Source organism: Embleya scabrispora DSM 41855, from assembly GCF_000372745.1.
GTDB lineage: Bacteria > Actinomycetota > Actinomycetes > Streptomycetales > Streptomycetaceae > Embleya > Embleya scabrispora.
The window spans coordinates 59,227-79,002 of the sequence record NZ_KB889685.1 but is presented as its reverse complement, the minus strand read 5'-3'; the positions used below and the strand labels follow the sequence as shown (position 1 = coordinate 79,002).

The window sequence follows — 19,776 nt, the reverse complement described above, 5'->3', positions numbered from 1 at the left end:
AGGCGTGGTCACCGACGCCGCGTCACCACCACAGGCGGGACGAGTCGAGGGTGATCGCGACCGAGGAGGTCGCCTTCGAGTTCGTGCCCGAGAGCACGAGCGTGTAGGAACCGTCGGCGACGGTGGCCGGGAGCGTCAGCAGCGCGCCACCCCAGGTGCCGTCGGGGGCAATCTGCGGCTGGAGCGAGACGGGAGTGCTGGTGCCGTCGGCGGCGCGCACGGCGCCGTCCACGTGCTCACCGGGCGCGAAGCCGCGGAACAGGACCAGACCGAAGCGCAGCGCGCCGATCTTGGTCGGCAGCGCGCGGACCTCGGGCGAAAGCGTGGACCACACACCGTTGTTGATCTTCACGTCGACCGACGCGGGCTCGGTGATCGTCAGGACATCGTCCACGGTCGTGTAGCACTGGGTGACGAGCTTGTGCGCCACACCCTCCTGCGTCTCGGAACCGATCGGGAACAGCGCCCGCGGACCGACGACCGAGGAGTCCGCGACATGGTCGGCGGCCAGCGGCGTACCCAGGAAGGAACCGCCGAAGACGCGGTCGATGGCGTCGGGCGAGCGCACCACGAACCGGAACGCGGTCGCTTCCGGGCCGCACGGCACGCTCGCACGGGCGGTCGCCTTGCCGGTGCTGTCGGCCGGACCGTACAGCGGGCTCACCTTCACCGTGCCCGTGGCGGTCGCGGCGGCCGAGGAGGAACCGCTGTCGGTCGCGATGGCGGGCACGGCGGCGATCGCCAGCGCGGCCGGAACCGCGACCGTGAGCGCGAGCAGACGACGGAGCTTCATGAAATGCCCTTCCGGGGTCAGTGGGATCGAGCCAAACAGCACGCGGCGGCCCGTTGGGCATCCGCGAGGGAAACGTCAGGGGTTCGCGGTGGCGGATGGATGAGCGATCCGCCACCGGGAAATGAACGACGGTTCGAGGAGGCATCGGAGCGTGGATCCGCGAACCGGAGCGTCTTGGTCCGGCGCCGATGGGGACTCGACCCGAAGGTGGCCCTGATCGGGAGCCGCGCCGAAATCCGATTGCTTCGTGAACGCGATTCTCATCGCGTCCTTTCGTGAGGGGACGGGCCGTCCCTCGTCCCCCGACCGGGACGGCCCGCCACTGATCACGTGGTGCGGTTCGGCTCGGGCGTCGACTAGGCGACGAAGCCGAAGGTGGCCCAGATCGGGCGCTGCGCCGGGTCCTTGGCCCAGTTGATGAAGCCGAGCGCGTCGACGTCGCTCTCGGTGTCCAGCGGGTCGTAGACGTAGTAGACCGAACGGTTGCCGACGAAGCCGCCGGCGTTGGGCGCCAGGCCGCCGATGCTGCGGGTGGTGAAGCCACCGGTGTGGTTGGCCACGCCCGACGCGGGGGTGGTCTGCTCGCCGTACGCGGCCTGCGAGTAGGGGATGATCGCGTTGTTGCTGAGGATCTGCGGCGCGTCGCCGCGGTTCTCCTGCGCGTTCTGGTTGACCGTCGCGGCGCACGCGCCGTTGGAGGCGGCGGTCGGGTCGAAGCCGAGCACCTTGTCGATGAACTCCTGGCGGGTGCCGGAACCGGCCTGCGGGATGTGCTTCTCGATCGTGCCCGACAGGCTGGAGTTGATCTGGTTCCAGTCGGTGATCGTGCACTTGTAGATGTTCTGCAGCTGAGCCTGGGTCAGGTTGGTCGGCGCACCGGGCTTCTTGGTGGCCCAGGTGACGGCGTCGCCGGCGACCCGGACGAAGGTCAGCGTGGCCTCGGGGGTGCCGGCCTTCGGGCCGCGCGAGGAGCGCACGAAGCTCAGGCAGTTGGCGCTGGTGCCGGCGCGCTCGGCGAGCAGCGCGTTGATGCCGGCGCCGGAGCCGTTCGGCCACGGGTTGGCGGTCGAGCCGTACTGCGTGTTGCACGCGGGCTTGCCCGTGTTGACGCCACCGGCGGCGACACCGGCGTTCACTGTGATCCAGTTGTTGCCGTTGGGATCGACGTTGTTCGCGTATTCCGTCGACAGCGCCTTGGTGACGTTCTGGAGGGTGTCCGAGCCGGCGTTGACGTAGGTGTTCGCGTTCGCCGAGGCGTTGGCGCCGACGACGAGGGCCATGGCGGCGCCGACGGTGCCCAGTACGGTGGCGGTCTTGCGCATGCTGAAGACGCTGGACATGGGAAGTCTCAACTCTCTCTTGGCATTTGCTGGCCGTCGACCGCAGTGGCCGACGCCGACAACGCTGCCGGCGGCTTGATCGTCGTGGGATGTCCGGCAGGGAAACGGGACCGGGCCGGGCGAGGCGCCGACGCGAACGGGCCGCACCTGTAACGGAAACCGGATACACCGGAACCCGTACGGCACGGTTACGACGCCTGCCGTACACCCTCGGCACCGGCTGTTTCCGTAGCGGACAGTTGCCGAGGGGCTGCGCTCTGGTTGTCTCCAGGCGAGGGGTATCCGGCTTGATCGCCGGGCGACATGACGAACGGTCAGGTCGGTTCGCCACCCGCCTTCAGGAGCCGACAGCCATGGCACATCCGCCCGTGTTCGCACCCGAATCGCCGGAGTTCATCGATTCGCCCCGGCGGATCGTGGTCCGTCGGACCAGGGCCGACCACGCGTTCCGCTGGACCACGCGCGGCGTGGCGATCCTGGTCCTGGGACTGCTCGTCGCGATCGGCGGCTACCTGCTCTACCAGGGCAGCAGCGCGCTCGACCGGGCCGGGTGGGGATTTTTGACCGAGGACGTGTGGGAGCCCAAGAGCGGCACCTTCGGTGTTCGCGGCCTGCTCACCGGCACCATCCTGGTGGCCATCGTCGCGCTCGTCGTCGCCGTACCGATCGCACTCACCGCGGCCCTGTACATCACCGAGTTCGCCCCCCGGCGCCTGCGCGGCCTGCTCACCTCGACCGTGGACCTGATGGCGGCGGTGCCCAGCATCATCTACGGCATCTTCGGCTTCTTCGTGCTGCAGCCCCAACTGATCCCGGTCAGCCGGTGGTTGGCCGTCAACCTGGACTTCCTGCCGATCTTCGAGATCCGCACGATCGACGTGAAGGCCCGCTTCGTGGACAGCCAGTTCAGCTCCTCGCTGTTCATCTCCGGCGTCGTGGTGTCCACCATGGTCATCCCGATCTGCTGCTCGGTCAGCCGCGAAGTGTTCGGCCAGGCGCCGCCCGGCGAGAAGGAGGGAGCGCTCGCGCTCGGCGCCACCCGCTGGGGGGTGATCCGCGCGGTGGTCCTGCCGTTCGGACGCGGCGGCATGATCGGCGGCATCATGCTCGGCCTGGGCCGAGCCCTGGGCGAGACCATCGCCGTCGCGATGATCATCTCCTTCAACACCGACTTCTCGTTCCGCATCCTCGACGGCCAAGGCTCGACGATCTCCTCGCTGATCGTCTTGAAGTACGGCGAGGCCGACACCGAGTCGATCTCCGCGCTGATGGCCGCCGGCCTCGCGCTGTTCGTGCTCACCCTCGCCGTCAACACCGTCGCCGGCGTCCTTGTCGCGCGCTCGCGCAGCGGCAAGTCCACCGAGATCTGAACCAGGACACACAGCGCCGCCGGCCCCACCAGACCCACCACCGAGGGGATCCACGACGATGACCGTCACCGAGCCGATCGTTCGGCCCGGACCCGACGCGCCGCCGCCCGCGCCGCGACCACCGGAGGAAACCCGCGTGGCGCTGCGCCGCGTGGCCCCCGACGACATCGGCGTCGCGCTCGGCGCGGCGGTCGCCGGCGCGAGCTTCGCGTGGGTGCTGTACGGGCGCATCCTGCCGGTCTCCGGCTGGCAGGGCTACCTGATCACCGCCTACGCGAGCTTCCTGCTGCTGTACGCGATCGCCACCCGCATGCGCCTGGACCGGGTCGCCGCCAGCGACCGCGTCGCCGGCGCGGTGATCTCCACCGGCGCGGCCCTGATGGTCGGCACGGTGGCCACCGTCATCGGCTACGTCTTCGTCAAGGGCTTCGGCCGGATGTTGCACGCCGACTTCTTCACCGCGACCCAGCGGCACTTCAGCGCGCTGAGCGCCGACGGGGTCGCGGTCGGCGCCGCGCACGCCGTAGTCGGCACGTTCGAACAAATGGGCATCGCGATCGTGTTGAGCGTCCCCCTCGGGGTGATCGCCGCGATCTACATGAACGAGGTCGGCGGCCGGTTCGCCGGGGTGGTGCGGGTGGTGGTCGAGGCGATGACCGCGATTCCCTCGGTGGTCGCGGGCCTGTTCGTCTACGCCTTCTTCGTCATCTCGCTCGGCCAGGGCTTCTGCGGCCTGGCCGCGGGCCTGGCGCTTTCGGTGGAGATGATGCCGGTGGTCACGCGCGCCACCGAGGTGGTGCTGCGCCTGGTGCCCAACGGCCTGCGCGAGGCGTCGCTGGCGCTGGGCGCGGGCGAGTTCCGCACGCTGTGGAACGTCGTACTGCCCACCGCCCGCAGCGGCCTGGTCACCGCCGTCATCCTCGGCTGCGCCCGCGTGGTCGGCGAGACCGCACCCGTACTGCTGGTCGCGGGCGGCAGCGCCGGGATGAACTGGAACCCGTTCAGCGGTGTGCAGAACTCGCTGCCGTACTTCATCTGGGTGAACTACAAGTCGCCCAGCGACGAGCTCAACTCCCTCGCGTGGGGCGCCGGCGTGGCCCTGCTGTTGATCGTCCTCGTGTTGTTCACCCTCGCGCGCCTGATCGGCGGGCGCGCCCCCGGCGAGTCCGGTCGTCGCAAGCGTCGGCGTGCCACCGCCGTCGCCAAGTCCCTCACCCCGGAGCCCACTTCATGACCCAGATCAAGCGCCGCCCCGCGCTCTTGCTACGACTGGCGATCGCCTGCCTGCTCAGTGTCCCGCTGCTCGCCCTGCCGACCGGCACCGCCTCGGCCGCAACCGGAATCCACGGCAGCGGCTCGACGTGGAGTGCGCCCGCGACCATGCAATGGGCGGTCGACGTCGCCGCCCGCGGCCTGGCTATCGACTACACCCCCAACGGCTCCACCGCCGGACGCACCGACTTCATGCACCACCTGGTCGACTTCGCCGTCTCGGAGATTCCCTTCCAGGGCAACTACGTCGACCGCACCGGTGCCTCGACCAACGAACTCGCCGCCCTGGCGGGCTCGAACACCAGGTTCAAGTACCTGCCGATCGTCGCCGGCGGCACCTCGTTCATGTACAACCTCAAGATCCGCGGCCAACAGGTGCGCAACCTGCAACTGTCGCCGCGCACCATCGCCGGCATCTTCACCAACCAGATCAGGGTGTGGAACGACAAGGCGATCAAGGACGACAACCCGGCGCTGGCCCTGCCGGCGACCCCCATCACACCGGTCGTGCGCTCCGACGGGTCGGGCACCACCGCGCAGTTCACCGCATTCCTCACCAACCAGGTCAACGACATCTGGCGACCGTTCTTCCCCGGCGGCATGACCTCGGAGTTCCCGGTCAAGGGCGCGACCAAGGCGCAGGCCGGGTCCGAGGGCGTGGCCAACTACGTCGCCGCCGGCTACGGCGAGGGCGGCATCACCTACGTCGAGACCGCCTACGCCATCCAACGCCAGTTCCCGGTGGCCTCGGTCAAGAACACCGCGGGCGTGTACACCCAGCCCACCTCCGACGCGGTGTCGGTCGCGCTCACCAAGGCCCGGCTCAACCAGGACAGTACGCAGATCCTGGACGACGTCTACACCAACCCCGATCGGCGCGCCTACCCGATCTCCAGCTACAGCTACATGATCGTGCCCGCCGCCAAGCAGTTCGGCTTCGACGAGGCCAAGGGCGAGACGCTGGGCAAGTTCATCAAGTACTTCCTGTGCGCCGGGCAGGCCCGGGCCCCGGAACTGGGCTACTCGCCGCTGCCGCCCAAGCTGGTCGGCTTCGGCTACGACGCGATCAAGTCGATCCCCGGCGCACCCGACCCCGGCGCGCTGCCGGCGAACCTGACCAAGCCGACCAAGGCGGAGTACGACGCCTGCCCGAACCCGACCTTCGACCCGGCCTGGGTGCCGCCGGAGCAAAAGCAGCAGCAACAGCAGCCCCAGCAAAACGCTCCCGGTGGTGGCACGAACAACCAGAACAACAACGGCAACGGTGGCAACACGCCCAAGCCCGGTGAAACGCCGGTCGCTTCCGGCCCCGCCACCCAGGGCCCGGACGGCGCCGGCGCCACTGTGGACCAGGGCACCGGCGAAGTCGTGGTCGGCGGCGACAAGTCCGGCCCCGCCGGACCGGTCAGCGCAGGATCGGTGGAAGCAGGCGACTCGCCGCCGCTGCCGCCGGTGTGGTTCTACGCGCTGACCCTGGTGTGCCTGGCGGCCGCCGTGTTCGGCGCGCCGTTCCTGTACAGCCGCATCGGTCGAGGGCGTGGGCCCGATGTGCGCTGAATCGCGTGACGTGGCCGAGTCGAGTGGCCGGGAGATGTCCGGTCCGTGCGGCGCAGACGAACTTTCGAACACCGTGTCGGTTTCCGCTCCCCCGGTACCGCCGCGCCGCGCGAGGATCGGCGCGGGTCGCCCTCGTCGGGGTGAGTCGACCCCGGACGCGGGTGAGAGAAGTGGAGTTGCCGTGAGCGGCACCGAACGATCCACCGCCTCGCAGGGACGCGCCCTGTCCGTCGCCGGTGTCATCGCGCTGTGCGTCGCGCTGCTCGCGGGCTGGCTCGGTGTGGTCGCCGGCTCCGCCGGCGCGGCCGAACCGAGTCGCCCGGCCGTGACGGTGTCGCAGAGCACCAACCTGGTCAACCAGCGCATCCTGGTCAAGTGGACCGGCTTCACCCTGGCCGCCGGTACCAACAGCGTCGTGGTGATGCAGTGCAAGGGCACCTCGCCTCAGCCTCGCGACTGCTGGGCGCCGCGCTGGACCGAGAACGGCGAAGAGGTCAAGCAACCCGACTCGGTACCGCCGGGAGCCTCCACCAAGCAGACCGGACTGCCCACCGCCGCCGACGGATCCGGGCAGGCGTGGATCCAGGTACGGCCGGCGCTGCGGCTGCCCGAACTCGGCTGCTCCGACCGCCAGGTGTGCTCGATCGTGGTATTCGTGACGCCGGCCGAGGCAAGCACGGTCTCCTCGTTCAAGCCGTTGGAGAACGTGGAGTTGGGCCTGTCGTACGGTCCCAAGGACACCGAGATGGCGATGGCCTTCGCCGCCGGTCAGTACGCGCTCACGCCGTTGTCCTTCGTGCCCGCACCCGACGCGTGCCCCGGCATGGAGCACCCCGACCTTTCGGTCAACGGGGCCGGCGAGTTCACCCAGGCGGGTTCCTCCTGGGTGTTCGGGCTGTGCACCGCCCGGACCAACACCGTCAACATGACGGTGAGCGCGGGCTCCGGCCCCAGTGCGCGCGAGGTCTTCCTCAACAACAGTGTCGACGTCGGGGTGACCCAACAGCCCATCGCCGGCCCCCTCGACAGCGCGCGTCCGGTGCCGCTGGCGGGTATCCGGGACAAGGCGAAGACGGTGTACGCGCCGCTGACCAACGGCGCATTGGCGTTCTCGTTCAACATCGACGACGTCCGAACGCACCTGCCCATCACATCGATGAAATTGACCCCGCGCCTGGTCGCGAAGCTGATCACCGGGGCATACCCGGCAGCGCCGCACGGTCCCGGCGCGATCCTGCAGTTGTCCCAGGATCCGGAGTTCACGGCCATCAACGAAGAGCACTCGTGGCCGGTCGCCGTGCGCACCCCGATCCTGCGGGGAGTCCAGGACGACACCATCTGGGCGCTGACCCAATGGCTGACCTCCGACCCGGAGACCCTCACCTGGCTCTCCGGCACGCCGGACGCCAACGGCATCGTGTGTCCCGCCGAGTGGCGGGTCGGCTCCGCGACCTACCCCATGGCGGTGTACACCAACCGACTGGAGATGCTCGCCAACACGAACGTGCCGCAGTCGGTGTACGAGGACATCGTCAACCGGCTGGGCAACTCGGTACCGACCAACCGCAGCATCACCGAAGTCGGCCCGAAGGACGACGGCCAGGACAAGTACGGCTATCACAACGTCATGGCGATCACCTCGGTCGAGGCGGCCACGCGCATGGGCACCCCGGTGGCCAAGATCCGCAACGCGGCGGGCAACTTCGTCGACCCGACCGACCCCGCGACCGTGCGAGCCGGCCTCGCCGCCGCCACGCCGGGCCCGGACGGGGTGACCCTGGCCAACGACTTCCGCAGCACGGTCGCGAACGCCTACCCGCTCACCGTCACCAACGTGGCGATGGTCTCCACGGACAAGCTCACCGCGGCCAAGGCGGCCAAGATCGACACCTTCCTCGCCTACGCGGCGACGGCCGGCCAGGTGCAGACCGGTAGCTTCCAGCCCGGCGCGCTGCCGCCCGGCTACATCCCGCTCAGCGACGCGCAGAAGCAACAGATCACCGACGCCCGCAAGAAGATCGCCGACGCGCCCAAGTGGACCGGCGAAACGCCGCCGCCCACCACCGCGCCCGTCGACCAGGGCAACAACACCGGCAACTCGGCCGGTGCGAGCGCCGGCAACGGCGGACCGAACACCCCGGACACGGCCGACCCCGGCGGCACCCCCACCGCGGCGCCCTCGACCGCACCCTCCACCGCCCCCGTCGGCGCGGCCGCCCCGCCGCCCACCGACAAGGGCCCGTTCCCCTCGGTCGCCAACGTGATCAAGGACGCGCTCGACGGCGACCCGTCCGCGCTCGTGCTGCTGGTCCTGATGTGCGTGAGCGGGGCCGCGCTGATCGCCTGCCCGGTACTGCTCTCGCTCGGACACAAGCGCCGCACCGGCAACTGGCCGCCACCGGTGGCCGCCGTGGTGCGCCTGATCGGTCGCCAGGGGGCCGCCGCATGACCGCCGACACCGTCTCCAAGGTGCCCGCGACCGCGCCGGCGACCGCGCCCGCGACCGAACAGGCGCCCGCGAGCGCACCCGCAGGCGCCGGCGGACAACCGCCCGCAATCGCGGCCAAGCCCCAGGCGGAGCGCGCGGACCCGTACACGATCGCCGGCGCCTCGGTCGCACTGCTCGCACTGCTCATCGCGGGCTTCGTCGGCTATTTGTACGTGGTCTCCGACATCCAACAGGCCCGCGACCAGAGCATCCTGGCCGACCGGCTCTCCGATGAGCTCTACCGCGACGTCGGCCCGCTCGGCGGCGACATCGACAAGGGCAATCCGGTCGCGATGCTGCGTATCCCCGCGATCGGCGTACGCCAGGTCGTGGTCGAGGGCACCACCGCGGACTCGCTCGCCAAGGGACCCGGACACCTGCGCACCAGCGGCCTGCCCGGCCAGGGCGGACACAGCGTGATCATGGGCCGCGCGCACACCTACGGCGGCCCCTTTCGCGACCTCTCCCGACTGCGTGTCGGCCAACGCATCGAAGCCACCACCCAGCAGGGCGAGTTCACCTACAAGGTGGTCGAGCGCCGGCACGTCGCCAACGGCAAGGACGACGTGCTCGCGCCCGGCCGGGAGAACCGACTCGTGCTGATCACCGCCGACTCGTGGATCCGACCCGGGGGCCGCACCGTCGTCATCGCCGAGCTTCAGGGAGCCCCCAAGGCCCAGGAGGGTCGCCGCCCGCAAGGTCTACGCGCGGACGAGAAGGGCACCGGCGGCTACGCGGACGCCGGCGTGCGACTGCTGCTGTGGGCGCAGGCGTTCACGCTCGTACTCGTCGTCCTGGTCTGGGTGCTGCGCCGTCACCCCGATCGCCGAGTCACGCTCCTGCTCGGCACCCCGGTCGTGCTCGCCGTCGTGTGGGCACTGTACGAATCCGCCGCTCGCGTACTCCCGGCGACGCTCTGACGCCGGCTCTCGTCCCGTCCCACTCCACACCCCGGAGGCTCCGCACGTGACCAGCCCGGACAGCGGTGCGACGACTCTCGCCCCCGCAGCCGAGACCCAGCCTTTACCGGCTCAATCCGCCGGTGGGCGCGGCTCGACGCTCACCGCGGAGGCCGTCAGCGCCTGGTTCGGCACCCACAAGGTGCTCGAACGTGTCGACCTCGTGATGGCGGCCAACTCCGTCACGGCCCTGATCGGGCCGTCCGGTTGTGGCAAGTCCACCTTCCTGCGCATCCTCAACCGGATGCACGAACTCGTGCCCAGCGCGCAACTCGCGGGCCGGGTCCTGCTCGACGGCGAGGACATCTACGACTCCACCCGTCGTCCGATCGAGACCCGGCGACGGGTCGGAATGGTCTTCCAAAAGCCCAACCCGTTCCCGGCGATGTCCATCTACGACAACGTGGTCGCCGGCCTGAAGCTGACCGGCGTGCGCAACGCCGACAAGGACGCCGTGGTGGAGTCCTCCCTGGTGCGGGCCGGCCTGTGGATGGAGGTGAGAAATCGGCTCAGGCAACCCGGCGGCGCGCTGTCCGGAGGCCAGCAGCAACGTCTCTGCATCGCCCGCTCGCTCGCGGTCGACCCGGACGTGCTGCTCATGGACGAGCCGTGTTCGGCACTCGACCCGACGTCCACCCGACGGATCGAGGACACCATCGGCGAGCTGCGCGAGGACATCACCATCGTGATCGTCACGCACAACATGCAGCAGGCCCAACGCGTGTCCGACCACTGCGCGTTCTTCCTCGCGGCGGAGAACACCCCCGGCCACATCGTCGAGGCCGGACCCACCACCGCGATCTTCGGCGCTCCCCGCGACCCTCGGACGGCCGACTATGTCGCCGGTCGCTTCGGATGAGTCGCGGGCCCCGGACGGTACGCCGGAACGGCACGCGCGCTACGACGTCCACCTGGACGCCGAGCAGCACGTGCGGTGGCGGCTCATCGCCCCGAACGGCCGCGTGCTCGCGCGGTCCGCTCGGGGCCATGTCACGGCGGGGGCCTGCCGTATCGAACTGGACCGGCTACGTCGCCGGGTGGCCGACCTCGTGCCCGTCATCGGGCGGGCCACGGGTGCGCCGGGCTGGTTCTGGAGCGTGGCTCTCGAACCCAGCGCCCCCGTCGCCCTGTCGGCCCGCACCTACGAGCGCCTGGAGAGCTGCCAGGTGTCCTACGAGAGATTCGTCCGCCTGCTGACCGTCACCGAGCCCGACGACTGGTGACCCGGGCCGCGCGCCCGCCGCGATCGTGACGATCGTGGCGGCGCGCCCCCGCAGTGGACTCTCCCGTTACGGGAGAGGGCACCGTGGTTGATCGGAGGTGATGAGGATGTTCCTCGGCATCGGAGACTTCGCCCGCGCCACGGGCCTGACCGTCAAGGCGCTGCGCTGGTACGACGAACAGGGCGTGCTGGTGCCCGCGGACGTGGACCCGCATACGCGCTACCGCCGCTATACGGTCGGCCAACTCGAACAGGCGGGCCTGGTCCGCGCGCTGCGCGCGGCCGGTGTACCGCTCGCGGCGATCCGCGGCGCGATGAGTGATGGCGGCTCCGCGCACGAGGCGCTGCGTGCGCGACGCGAGGCGGTTTCGGTCGAACGGGCGCGCGAGGATCGAGCCCTCGCGGCGGCGGAGCGAGTACTCGCGGGCGGGGGGTTCGACTACGACGTGCGCCTGCGCCCGACCCCGCCTCGGGCGTGGGTCGGCGTGGTCGAGTACGTGGTGCTGCCTGCGGGCGCGGGCGCGGGCGCGGACGCGGCGACCGCGGGGCCCGGCGACGCGGTGGTGGACGTGGATGCCGCGATCGAGGCTGCCCTACTGGACCTGTACGCGAGCCTGCACGCGGACGGCATCGCGCCCACCGGGGCGTTCTGGCTGGACCTGGGGCGACCCGCGGACGACGCCGGTACCGAGGTCGGGCTGTGCGTGCCGCTCGCCGCACCCCTACCCGAGGGCTGGTCCGTGCCCGGACGACGGACGATCACCGGCACGCGCGAGGCCGGTCGCGAACTGACCACCGACCACGTGGTCACCGACGACGACCCCGACGACGACACCGCCGTGCATCCGGCGTTCACCGCGCTCGTGCGGGCGGCCGCCGAGCAGGAGTTGTCGATCGACCTGGGCACCGTGCGGCAGCACTGCCCGCGAGAGGTCGCGGGCGCCCCCGGGAGCGCGAGCCGTACGGTGGTGGAACTGTCCGTCGACGTCGCCGAGTGAGGGCGCGGCCGCAGGCGTGTCGGGGGACGTGTCGAAGGGCCCGGCGGTGTACGCGGCCGAGGCCGTGCCGAGGGGTGCGCACCGGTGAAAAGCGATCGTCGGTGACCGGGTGCCTGGCACATAATCGGCCTGGTGTTCCTGACCATCGCAACCACTCATCAGCCCGCAACCGACCTCGGCTTCCTGCTGCACAAGCACCCCGGGAAGGCGCAACGGTTCTCCACGACCTACGGCGAAGCACACGTCTTCTACCCCGAGGCAAACGACGCGCGCTGCACCGCGGCGCTGCTGCTCGACGTCGACCCGATCGCGCTCACGCGCGGGGTCAAGCGGGGCAAGGGCGCCAAGGGCTCGCCCGACCTGGCGCTCGCGCAGTACGTCAACGACCGGCCCTACGCCGCGTCGTCGCTGCTCGCGGTTGCGCTCGGCACGGTCTTTCGCACCGCGATGCAGGGGCGCTGCGACGCGCGCCCCGAACTTGCGGCGCTGCCCATGCCGTTGGAGATCGAGGTGCCCGCGCTGCCCGCGCGCGGTGGCGAGGAGATGGTCCGGCGGCTGTTCGAGCCGCTGGGATGCCACGTGGCGATCGAGTCGATTCCGCTGGACTCGCGCTTCCCGACGTGGGGTGAATCGCGCTATGTGCGGCTCGCGTTGAGCGGCACGGTGCTGCTCGCGGACGCGCTGCGGCAGTTGTATGTGCTGCTCCCGGTCCTGGACAACGCGAAGCACTACTGGGTCGCGCCCGACGAGGTGGACAAGCTGCTCCGCGCCGGCGAGGGCTGGCTGTCCGCGCACCCGGACCGCGACCTGATCGCGAGCCGCTACCTCTCGCGCCGCCCCACCCTCACCCGCAGCGCGATGGAGCGCCTCGCCGAGGTCGACGAGACCGCGCCGGAGAACCTGGACAACGCGATACCGGACGACGCCGGCGAGGACGCGGAGGCAGGCGAGGACTCGGGTGCGGTCGCGGTTGCGGTCGCAGGCGTGGTCTCAGGTGTGCCACCGGAGGGTGCGGACGCCGGGGTGGAGGTGACGCCTGCGGCTGCGGGTGTGCTCGCGGGTGTGGGGCCGGTGAGTGTGGTGGGGGCGGTGGCGACCGAGGGCGTCGCGCCTGCGGGCGTCGCGGCTGTGCCTACGGCCGCCGTGCCTGCGATCGCGGTCCTCGCGAATGCGCCGGCGACCGGCGACGTGGGGGTCGCCGGCGAGGGCGCAGGTGCGGACGAGCGTCCCCCGACGCTCGCCAGGCAGCGGCGGGACGCGATCCTGGCGGCCCTGCGGGCGGCCGGGGCCGAGCGCGTGCTCGACCTGGGCTGCGGCGACGGCAAGTTGATCGGGGCGCTGCTCAGGGAGCCGCGCTTTCGCGAGATCGTCGGCGTCGACGTATCCACCCGCGCGCTCACCATCGCCGAGCGCAAGCTCAAGCTCGCCAGGATGTCGGAGCGGCAGCGCGATCGCGTGCGGCTGATCCAGGGTGCACTGACCTACACCGACAAGCGGCTCGTCGGCTACGACGCGGCCGTGCTGTGCGAGGTGATCGAGCACCTGGACGAACCGCGCCTGCCCGCCCTGGAATACGCCGTCCTGGGCTCGGCTCGGCCGGCGACCGTCGTGGTCACCACGCCCAACGTCGAGTACAACGTGCGCTACGCCCCCGAGGAAGAGGGCGGCGAGGGCCTCGCGGCCGGCGCCATGCGGCATGGCGACCACCGCTTCGAATGGGACCGCGCCACGTTTCGCGCTTGGGCCGAGCGGGCGGCGGCCAAGTACGGCTACGCGACCCGATTCGAACCGGTCGGCGAGATCGACCCCGAGGTCGGCCCCTCGACCCAGATGGTCGTGTTCACCCGTACCGAGACCGACGTCGCCGGCATCCCACATGCCCGTGACACACCCGCACTCGCACTCACCCCCACCGCCAACGACGAAGGCACCGGAGCAACGGCATGACCCACGACGCGAGCGCCCGCCGCGCATTGACCATGCCCGACCTGTGCCTGGTGGTCCTGATCGGCACCACCGGCGCGGGCAAGTCGACCTTCGCCCGCACCCACTTCAAGCACACCCAGGTGCTGTCCTCCGACTACTTCCGCGGACTGGTCGCCGACGACGAGAACGACCAGTCGGCCTCCAGCGACGCGTTCGAACTGCTCCACCACGTCGCCCGGATGCGCCTCGCGTCCGGCCGGCTGACCGTGGTGGACGCGACCAACGTGCAACGCGAGGCCCGCGCGCAACTGGTCAAGGTCGCCCGCGACCACGACGTGTTCCCGGTCGCGATCGTGCTCGACATCCCCGAGGCCGAATGCCAGGCACGCAACTCCGCGCGCCCGGACCGGATGCACCTGCCTCCGCAGGTGATCCAGCGTCAGCACCGGGACCTGCGCCGATCGCTGCGTGGCCTGCAACGCGAGGGCTTCCGCAAGGTGCATGTGCTCTCCGGCGTGGACGAGGTCGCACGCGCCGAGGTCGTGTACGAGCGCCGATACAACGACCTGCGGCACCTGACCGGCCCGTTCGACGTGATCGGCGACATCCACGGCTGCCGCGCCGAGTTGGAATCGCTGCTGGTCGAACTCGGTTACGGGATCGCCCGCGACGAGGCGGGGCGACCGGTCGACGCCGCACACCCCGAAGGCCGGACCGCCGTATTCGTCGGCGACCTGGTCGACCGCGGACCGGACACCCCGGGTGTACTGCGCCTGGTGATGGGCATGGTCGGAGCCGGCCACGCGCTGTGCGTGCCGGGCAACCACGAGAACAAGCTGGTGCGCGCGCTCAAGGGCCGGCAGGTCAAGACCACCCACGGACTCGCCGAGTCGCTCGAACAATTGGCACGGGAGAGCGAGGAATTCCGCCGCGAGGTGGTCGAGTTCTGTGAGTCCCTGGTCAGCCACTACCTGCTCGACGAGGGCAGGCTCGTGGTGTGCCACGCGGGGTTGCCGGAGAAGTACCACGGTCGGATGTCCGGGCGAGTGCGCAGTTTCGCCCTGTACGGCGACACCACCGGCGAGACCGACGAATACGGCCTGCCCGTGCGCTACCCCTGGGCCGACGAGTACCGGGGCAAGGCGACGGTGGTCTATGGCCACACGCCCACGCCGCGCGCCGTGTGGGTGAACAACACGATTTGCCTGGATACCGGCGCGGTGTTCGGCGGCGACCTGACCGCGCTGCGCTGGCCGGAGCGCGAACTGGTCGCGGTCCAGGCCGAACAGGTCTGGTACGAGCCGGTGCGGCCGATGGCCTCGCAGGCTCCGGGCGGTCGGGACGGGCGCACCCTCGACCTGGGCGACGTGCTCGACCTGAGCCCCGGCGGGGTCGGTCGCCGGCACATCGAGACGGCCGGCGCGGGCATGGTGACGGTACGTCAGGAGAACGCGGCGGCAGCCCTGGAGGTGATGAGCCGGTTCGCCATCGACCCGCGCTGGCTGGTCTACCTGCCGCCGACGATGGCGCCGTGCGCGACCAGCACGCTGCCGGGGCTGCTCGAACATCCGGCCGAGGCGTTCGCGCAGTTCCGCGCGGACGGGGTCACCGAGGTGATCTGCGAGGAGAAGCACATGGGCTCGCGTGCGGTCGCCCTGGTGTGCCGGGACGAGGCCGCCGCACGCGAGGCGTTCGGCGTGGACGAGGGCATGGGCGCGGGCGCGGTGTGGACCCGCACCGGGCGCGGCTTCTTCCCCGACCGGGCCACCACCGACGGCTTCCTGGAGCGGCTGCGCGCGGCGATCGACGCTGCGGGTTTGTGGGCCGAATTGGACACCGACTGGTTGCTGTTCGACGCAGAGCTGATGCCGTGGTCGGCCAAGGCGCAGGAACTGCTGCGGCAGCAGTACGCGTCGGTGGGTGCGGCTGCGACCTCCGCCCTGCCGGTCGCCGGCGCCGCGCTGTCGCGTGCACTCGAACGCGGGATCGACGTCGGCGCGTTGGCCGAGCGCATCAGCGGCCGTGAGGCCAACGCGCACGCCTTCGTGGACGCGTACGGCCGGTACTGCTGGGAGACCGAAGGGCTCACGGGATTGCGCTTCGCGCCGTTCCAGGTGCTCGCCGGGCGCGGCGGGTCCTACCTGGGTCACGACCACGCATGGCATCTCGCGCTCGCCGACCGACTCGTTGCGGCCGACCCCTCCGGGCTGCTCGCATCCACCGGCCGGCTGATCGTGGACGTCACCGACGACAAGCAGGTCGCGGCCGGCGTCGAGTGGTGGACCGAGCTGACCGCCGCCGGCGGTGAGGGCATGGTGGTCAAGCCGCTCGCCGGCGAGGCCGCGCGGGTGGCGAACCGGCGGGTGCAGCCGGGGGTCAAGTGCCGTGGGCCGGAATACCTGCGGATCATCTACGGCGCCGACTACACCGAACCGGTGAACCTGGAACGGCTGCGCAATCGTGGGCTGGGGCACAAACGCTCGATGGCGCTGCGCGAGCACGCACTGGGTACCGAGGCGTTGGACAGGTTGGCGGCCGGCGAGGCGCTGTGGCGCGTGCACGAGACGGTTTTCGCCGTCCTCGCGCTGGAGTCGGAGCCGGTGGACTCCAGGCTCTGAGGCTGCGTCACCTGTTCGCAGCAAGGGCGGTATCCGTGCCGGCGCGGATGCCGCCCTTGTGTGCGTGATTGCCGGAAACTTGCGGGTATGTCGCTTCAGTGTCCTGTGTCGATCGAACCGGGTCGAAGGTCCCGGGTCCATCGGTCCGAGCGTCGTCGCAGGTCGTGACCTGTGTCGGAGGTCAGCGCCCGACTCCGGGTGCAGGATCCCCATGTGGTGGAAAACGGAGCCGAACACTCGGCGCCGGATCCCCCCGACACACGGAGGAGCAGCGATGAGCCACGCGGTGGATCCCCAGGCCCCGGCGGCGCCACCCGCGGCCGAACCTGCGGCCGAACCCGCTGCCGGCGACGCCTCGCAGGGCGCCCTCGGCCTTCCACAGGCGACCGCGCTCGTGGTCGGTGGCGTCGTGGGCACCGGGATCTTCCTGTTGCCGGCCACCCTCGCCAAATACGGCACGATCAGCATCCTCGCCTTCGGCCTGGTCACCGTCGGCGCCCTGGCGATCGCGGCGATCTTCGGCAGGTTGGGCGCACGCGTCCCGGCGGCCGGCGGCCCCTACGCCTACGCCCGCGAGGCGTTCGGAGAATTCCCCGGATTCTTGAACGCGTGGTCGTTTTGGATCACCGCCTGGGCCGGCAACGCCGGTATCGCGGTGGCCTGGGTCGGCTACGTGAACTACTTCCTGCACTGGGACTCCAAGCCCGGCAAGATCGCGATCGCCCTGGTCGGCCTGTGGATCCCGGCCCTGATCAACCTGTCCGGGGTCAAGAACATGGGCCTGTTCCAGGTCGTGACCACCGTGCTCAAGTTCGTTCCGCTGATGTTCGTGGCCATCGTCGGGCTGTTCTTCGTCGACAGTGGCAACTTCGGCGAGTTCAACGCGAGCGGCAAGAGCTTCCTGGGCGCACTCCAGGTCTCCGCGGCGCTGGTGGTGTTCGCCTACTCGGGTATCGAGGCCGCGTCGGTGGCCGCCGAGAAGGTCAAGGATCCCGAACGCAACATCGGCAGGGCCTCGATCTACGGCACGCTCGCCTGCGCCGCCGTGTACATGCTCAGCACGATCGCGGTGATGGGCACCGTCCCGCATGCACAACTCGTCGACTCCTCGGCCCCGTTCTCCGACGCGCTGAACAACATGTTCGGCGGTGGCGTCTGGGGCGGCATCATGGCCGCGATGGCGATCGTCTCGGGCATCGGCGCGCTCAACGGCTGGACCATGTTGTGCGCGGAGATGCCCTACGCGGCGGCCAAGGACGGCATGTTCCCGGCGCCGTTCGCCTCGGTCAATCGGGCGGGCGTGCCCGCCTTCGGCATCTGGGTCGCCACGGTCTTGACCTCGGTCGTGGTCGCGGTGAACTACCTGTGGTCCGAGGACGCCTTCGAGACGATCCTGCTGCTGGCCACCGTCACCACCGTGATCCCATACCTGTTCTCCGCGTCGGCGCAGCTGTTCTGGCTGGTCACCCGCGAGCGCCCGGTCAGCCGTGCGGCGTTGGCCAAGGACCTCACCATCGCCGGGGTGGGCTTCCTGTTCACCCTGTGGATGGTCTACGGCGCGGGTTCGGACGCGGTGCTCAAGAGCCTGATCATGCTGCTGCTCGGCATCCCCGTCTACATCTGGGTCAAGGCGTCGCGCGGCGAATACGGTCCCGGCGGCAAGGAGGCGACGTACGTCGAGGACGAGGACGTCACCGTGGACATGCGCGATTAGCGCGGCGCGCGCTCCCGGCGCGCGTCGTACCCCTCGGAACCGGAAAGACCATTCGCAGACGCAAGCGAAAACGCGAGCGGCACCGAGCCGGAACCGAAATCCACCAGCGAACCAGCACCGAAACCACCGCCGCAACCAGGCCCGGTCCCGATGGCCGGAAAGCACACCGCAGTCAGCAACGGTCAGGAGGACCATTCCATGGGGTTCCACGTCGAGTCGGAGACCGGTCGTCTCAAGCAGGTGATCCTGCACCGCCCGGATCTGGAGATGAAGCGGCTGACCCCGACGAACAAGGACGAGCTCCTGTTCGACGACGTGCTGTGGGTCAAGCGGGCCCGCGAGGAGCACGACGGCTTCGCGGACGCGCTGCGCGATCGCGGCATTCGTGTCCACCTGTTCACCGACCTGCTGCGCGAGACGCTCTCCGGCGAGCCGGCCGCCAAGAAGATGGTCCTGGACCGGGTCTTCGACGAGCGCGAGTTCGGCCTGCTGGCGGTGGACGAACTGCGCGTGCTGTTCGAGGGCTTCGACGCCAATGAACTGGTCCGCTACCTGGTCGGCGGCATCACCAAGCGTGAAGTCCTCGAGTACATGCAGGAGCCGCACAGCGTCGCGTTCCACACCATGGACGTGGACGACTTCGTGCTCAAGCCGCTGCCCAACCACATCTTCACCCGGGACACCTCGTGCTGGGTCTACGACGGCGTCGCGGTGAACGCGATGATGATGCCCGCCCGCCGCCGCGAGACCGTGCACTTCGAGGCGATCTACAACTACCACCCGAACTTCGCCAAGGGTGACTTCAACGTATGGAACCCGGGCCAGAGCAGCTTCCCGGCCTCGATGGAGGGCGGCGACGTCCTGGTCATCGGCAACGGCGCCGTCCTGGTCGGGATGAGCGAGCGGACCACCCCGCAGGGCGTCGAGGCGCTGGCCCGCTCGCTGTTCAAGCACGGTTCCGCGACGAAGGTGGTCGCGCTGAACATGCCGAAGAAGCGCGCCTTCATGCACCTCGACACGGTGATGACGATGCTCGACGGCGAGACGTTCACCAAGTACGCCGGCATGGGCATGCTGCCGTCGTACACGATCGAACCGGGCGAGCACGAGAAGGAGCTCAAGGTCACCGACCACCCGGCCCACGACATGCACAAGGCGATCGCGAGCGCCCTGGATCTGTCCGACATCCGGGTCCTGGCCGCGACCCAGGACGTGCGCTCCGCCGAGCGCGAGCAGTGGGACGACGGCTGCAACGTGCTGGCGGTGGAGCCCGGTGTGGTCTTCGCCTACGAGCGCAACGTGACCACGAACACCTACCTGCGCAAGAACGGCATCGAAGTGGTCACCATCCGCGGCAGCGAACTCGGTCGCGGTCGTGGCGGGCCGCGCTGCATGAGCTGTCCGGTGGAGCGCGAGGCCGTCTAACCTGGCGGTTTGCCGATCCGTGTGATCGTCGTCCGAGCCCGCGAGCGATGCGTTGTGCGATTCGTCGTGCGACGTCCGGCCCGACCGTTTCGTC

General features: G+C 70.2%; 14 protein-coding genes. 12 read left to right on the top strand and 2 right to left on the bottom strand.

Translation table 11 applies throughout. The features are described 5' to 3' along the window. Nucleotides 1-22 precede the first annotated feature (22 nt). Together A3IC_RS0131840 and A3IC_RS0131835 are read right to left on the bottom strand one after the other, a co-directional pair. Nucleotides 23-793 carry a hypothetical protein gene (locus A3IC_RS0131840; protein ID WP_020554133.1) on the bottom strand — a complete coding sequence of 257 codons (771 nt, stop codon included), beginning with the start codon at nt 791-793 and terminating at the stop codon, nt 23-25. A 356-nt stretch (nt 794-1,149) separates the two neighbouring features. Continuing rightward, a complete protein-coding gene (locus A3IC_RS0131835; protein WP_020554132.1) occupies nt 1,150-2,133 on the bottom strand; it encodes a PstS family phosphate ABC transporter substrate-binding protein in 984 nt (327 codons plus the stop codon). Between the two features lie 353 nt (nt 2,134-2,486). Here A3IC_RS0131835 and pstC point away from each other — a divergent pair, with 353 nt between their 5' ends. The 12 genes from pstC (at nt 2,487) to A3IC_RS0131770 (ending at nt 19,682) form a co-directional block, all read left to right on the top strand. Next, nucleotides 2,487-3,503: a phosphate ABC transporter permease subunit PstC gene (gene pstC, locus A3IC_RS0131825; protein WP_020554131.1), complete on the top strand. Its 1,017-nt coding sequence runs from the start codon at nt 2,487-2,489 to the stop codon at nt 3,501-3,503. A gap of 58 nt (nt 3,504-3,561) precedes the next feature. Continuing rightward, nucleotides 3,562-4,737 (top strand): phosphate ABC transporter permease PstA, encoded by a 1,176-nt coding sequence (gene pstA, locus A3IC_RS57630; protein WP_020554130.1) that lies wholly within the window; start codon nt 3,562-3,564, stop codon nt 4,735-4,737. Continuing rightward, nucleotides 4,734-6,332 carry a phosphate ABC transporter substrate-binding protein PstS gene (gene pstS / locus A3IC_RS0131815; protein ID WP_020554129.1) on the top strand — a complete coding sequence of 533 codons (1,599 nt, stop codon included), beginning with the start codon at nt 4,734-4,736 and terminating at the stop codon, nt 6,330-6,332. Before pstA ends, pstS begins: the two co-directional genes overlap by 4 nt. A 181-nt stretch (nt 6,333-6,513) precedes the next feature. Beyond that, nucleotides 6,514-8,781, top strand: a complete 2,268-nt coding sequence (locus A3IC_RS66930; protein WP_020554128.1) for a hypothetical protein — start codon at nt 6,514-6,516, stop codon at nt 8,779-8,781. After that, nucleotides 8,778-9,740, top strand: a complete 963-nt coding sequence (locus A3IC_RS57625) for a sortase (protein ID WP_020554127.1) — start codon at nt 8,778-8,780, stop codon at nt 9,738-9,740. Before A3IC_RS66930 ends, A3IC_RS57625 begins: the two co-directional genes overlap by 4 nt. A 181-nt stretch (nt 9,741-9,921) precedes the next feature. Next, on the top strand, nt 9,922-10,638 hold the full coding sequence (locus A3IC_RS0131800) for a phosphate ABC transporter ATP-binding protein (protein ID WP_245599737.1): 717 nt from the start codon (nt 9,922-9,924) through the stop codon (nt 10,636-10,638). Further along, nucleotides 10,616-11,002 carry a YegP family protein gene (locus A3IC_RS0131795; RefSeq protein WP_020554125.1) on the top strand — a complete coding sequence of 129 codons (387 nt, stop codon included), beginning with the start codon at nt 10,616-10,618 and terminating at the stop codon, nt 11,000-11,002. Before A3IC_RS0131800 ends, A3IC_RS0131795 begins: the two co-directional genes overlap by 23 nt. 106 nt (nt 11,003-11,108) lie before the next feature. Continuing rightward, nucleotides 11,109-11,999 carry a MerR family transcriptional regulator gene (locus A3IC_RS66925; RefSeq protein WP_020554124.1) on the top strand — a complete coding sequence of 297 codons (891 nt, stop codon included), beginning with the start codon at nt 11,109-11,111 and terminating at the stop codon, nt 11,997-11,999. Nucleotides 12,000-12,131: 132 nt separating this feature from the next. Continuing rightward, the gene (locus A3IC_RS0131785) at nt 12,132-13,946 is read left to right on the top strand and encodes a 3' terminal RNA ribose 2'-O-methyltransferase Hen1 (protein WP_020554123.1); all 1,815 of its coding nucleotides are present in this window, start codon (nt 12,132-12,134) and stop codon (nt 13,944-13,946) included. Further along, nucleotides 13,943-16,543, top strand: a complete 2,601-nt coding sequence (locus A3IC_RS0131780; RefSeq protein ID WP_020554122.1) for a polynucleotide kinase-phosphatase — start codon at nt 13,943-13,945, stop codon at nt 16,541-16,543. Before A3IC_RS0131785 ends, A3IC_RS0131780 begins: the two co-directional genes overlap by 4 nt. A 274-nt stretch (nt 16,544-16,817) precedes the next feature. Then, entirely contained in the window at nt 16,818-18,257 is a 1,440-nt protein-coding gene (locus A3IC_RS0131775; RefSeq protein WP_020554121.1) for an APC family permease, read from the top strand. A gap of 198 nt (nt 18,258-18,455) precedes the next feature. After that, entirely contained in the window at nt 18,456-19,682 is a 1,227-nt protein-coding gene (locus tag A3IC_RS0131770) for an arginine deiminase (protein WP_026218982.1), read from the top strand. Nucleotides 19,683-19,776 lie beyond the last annotated feature (94 nt).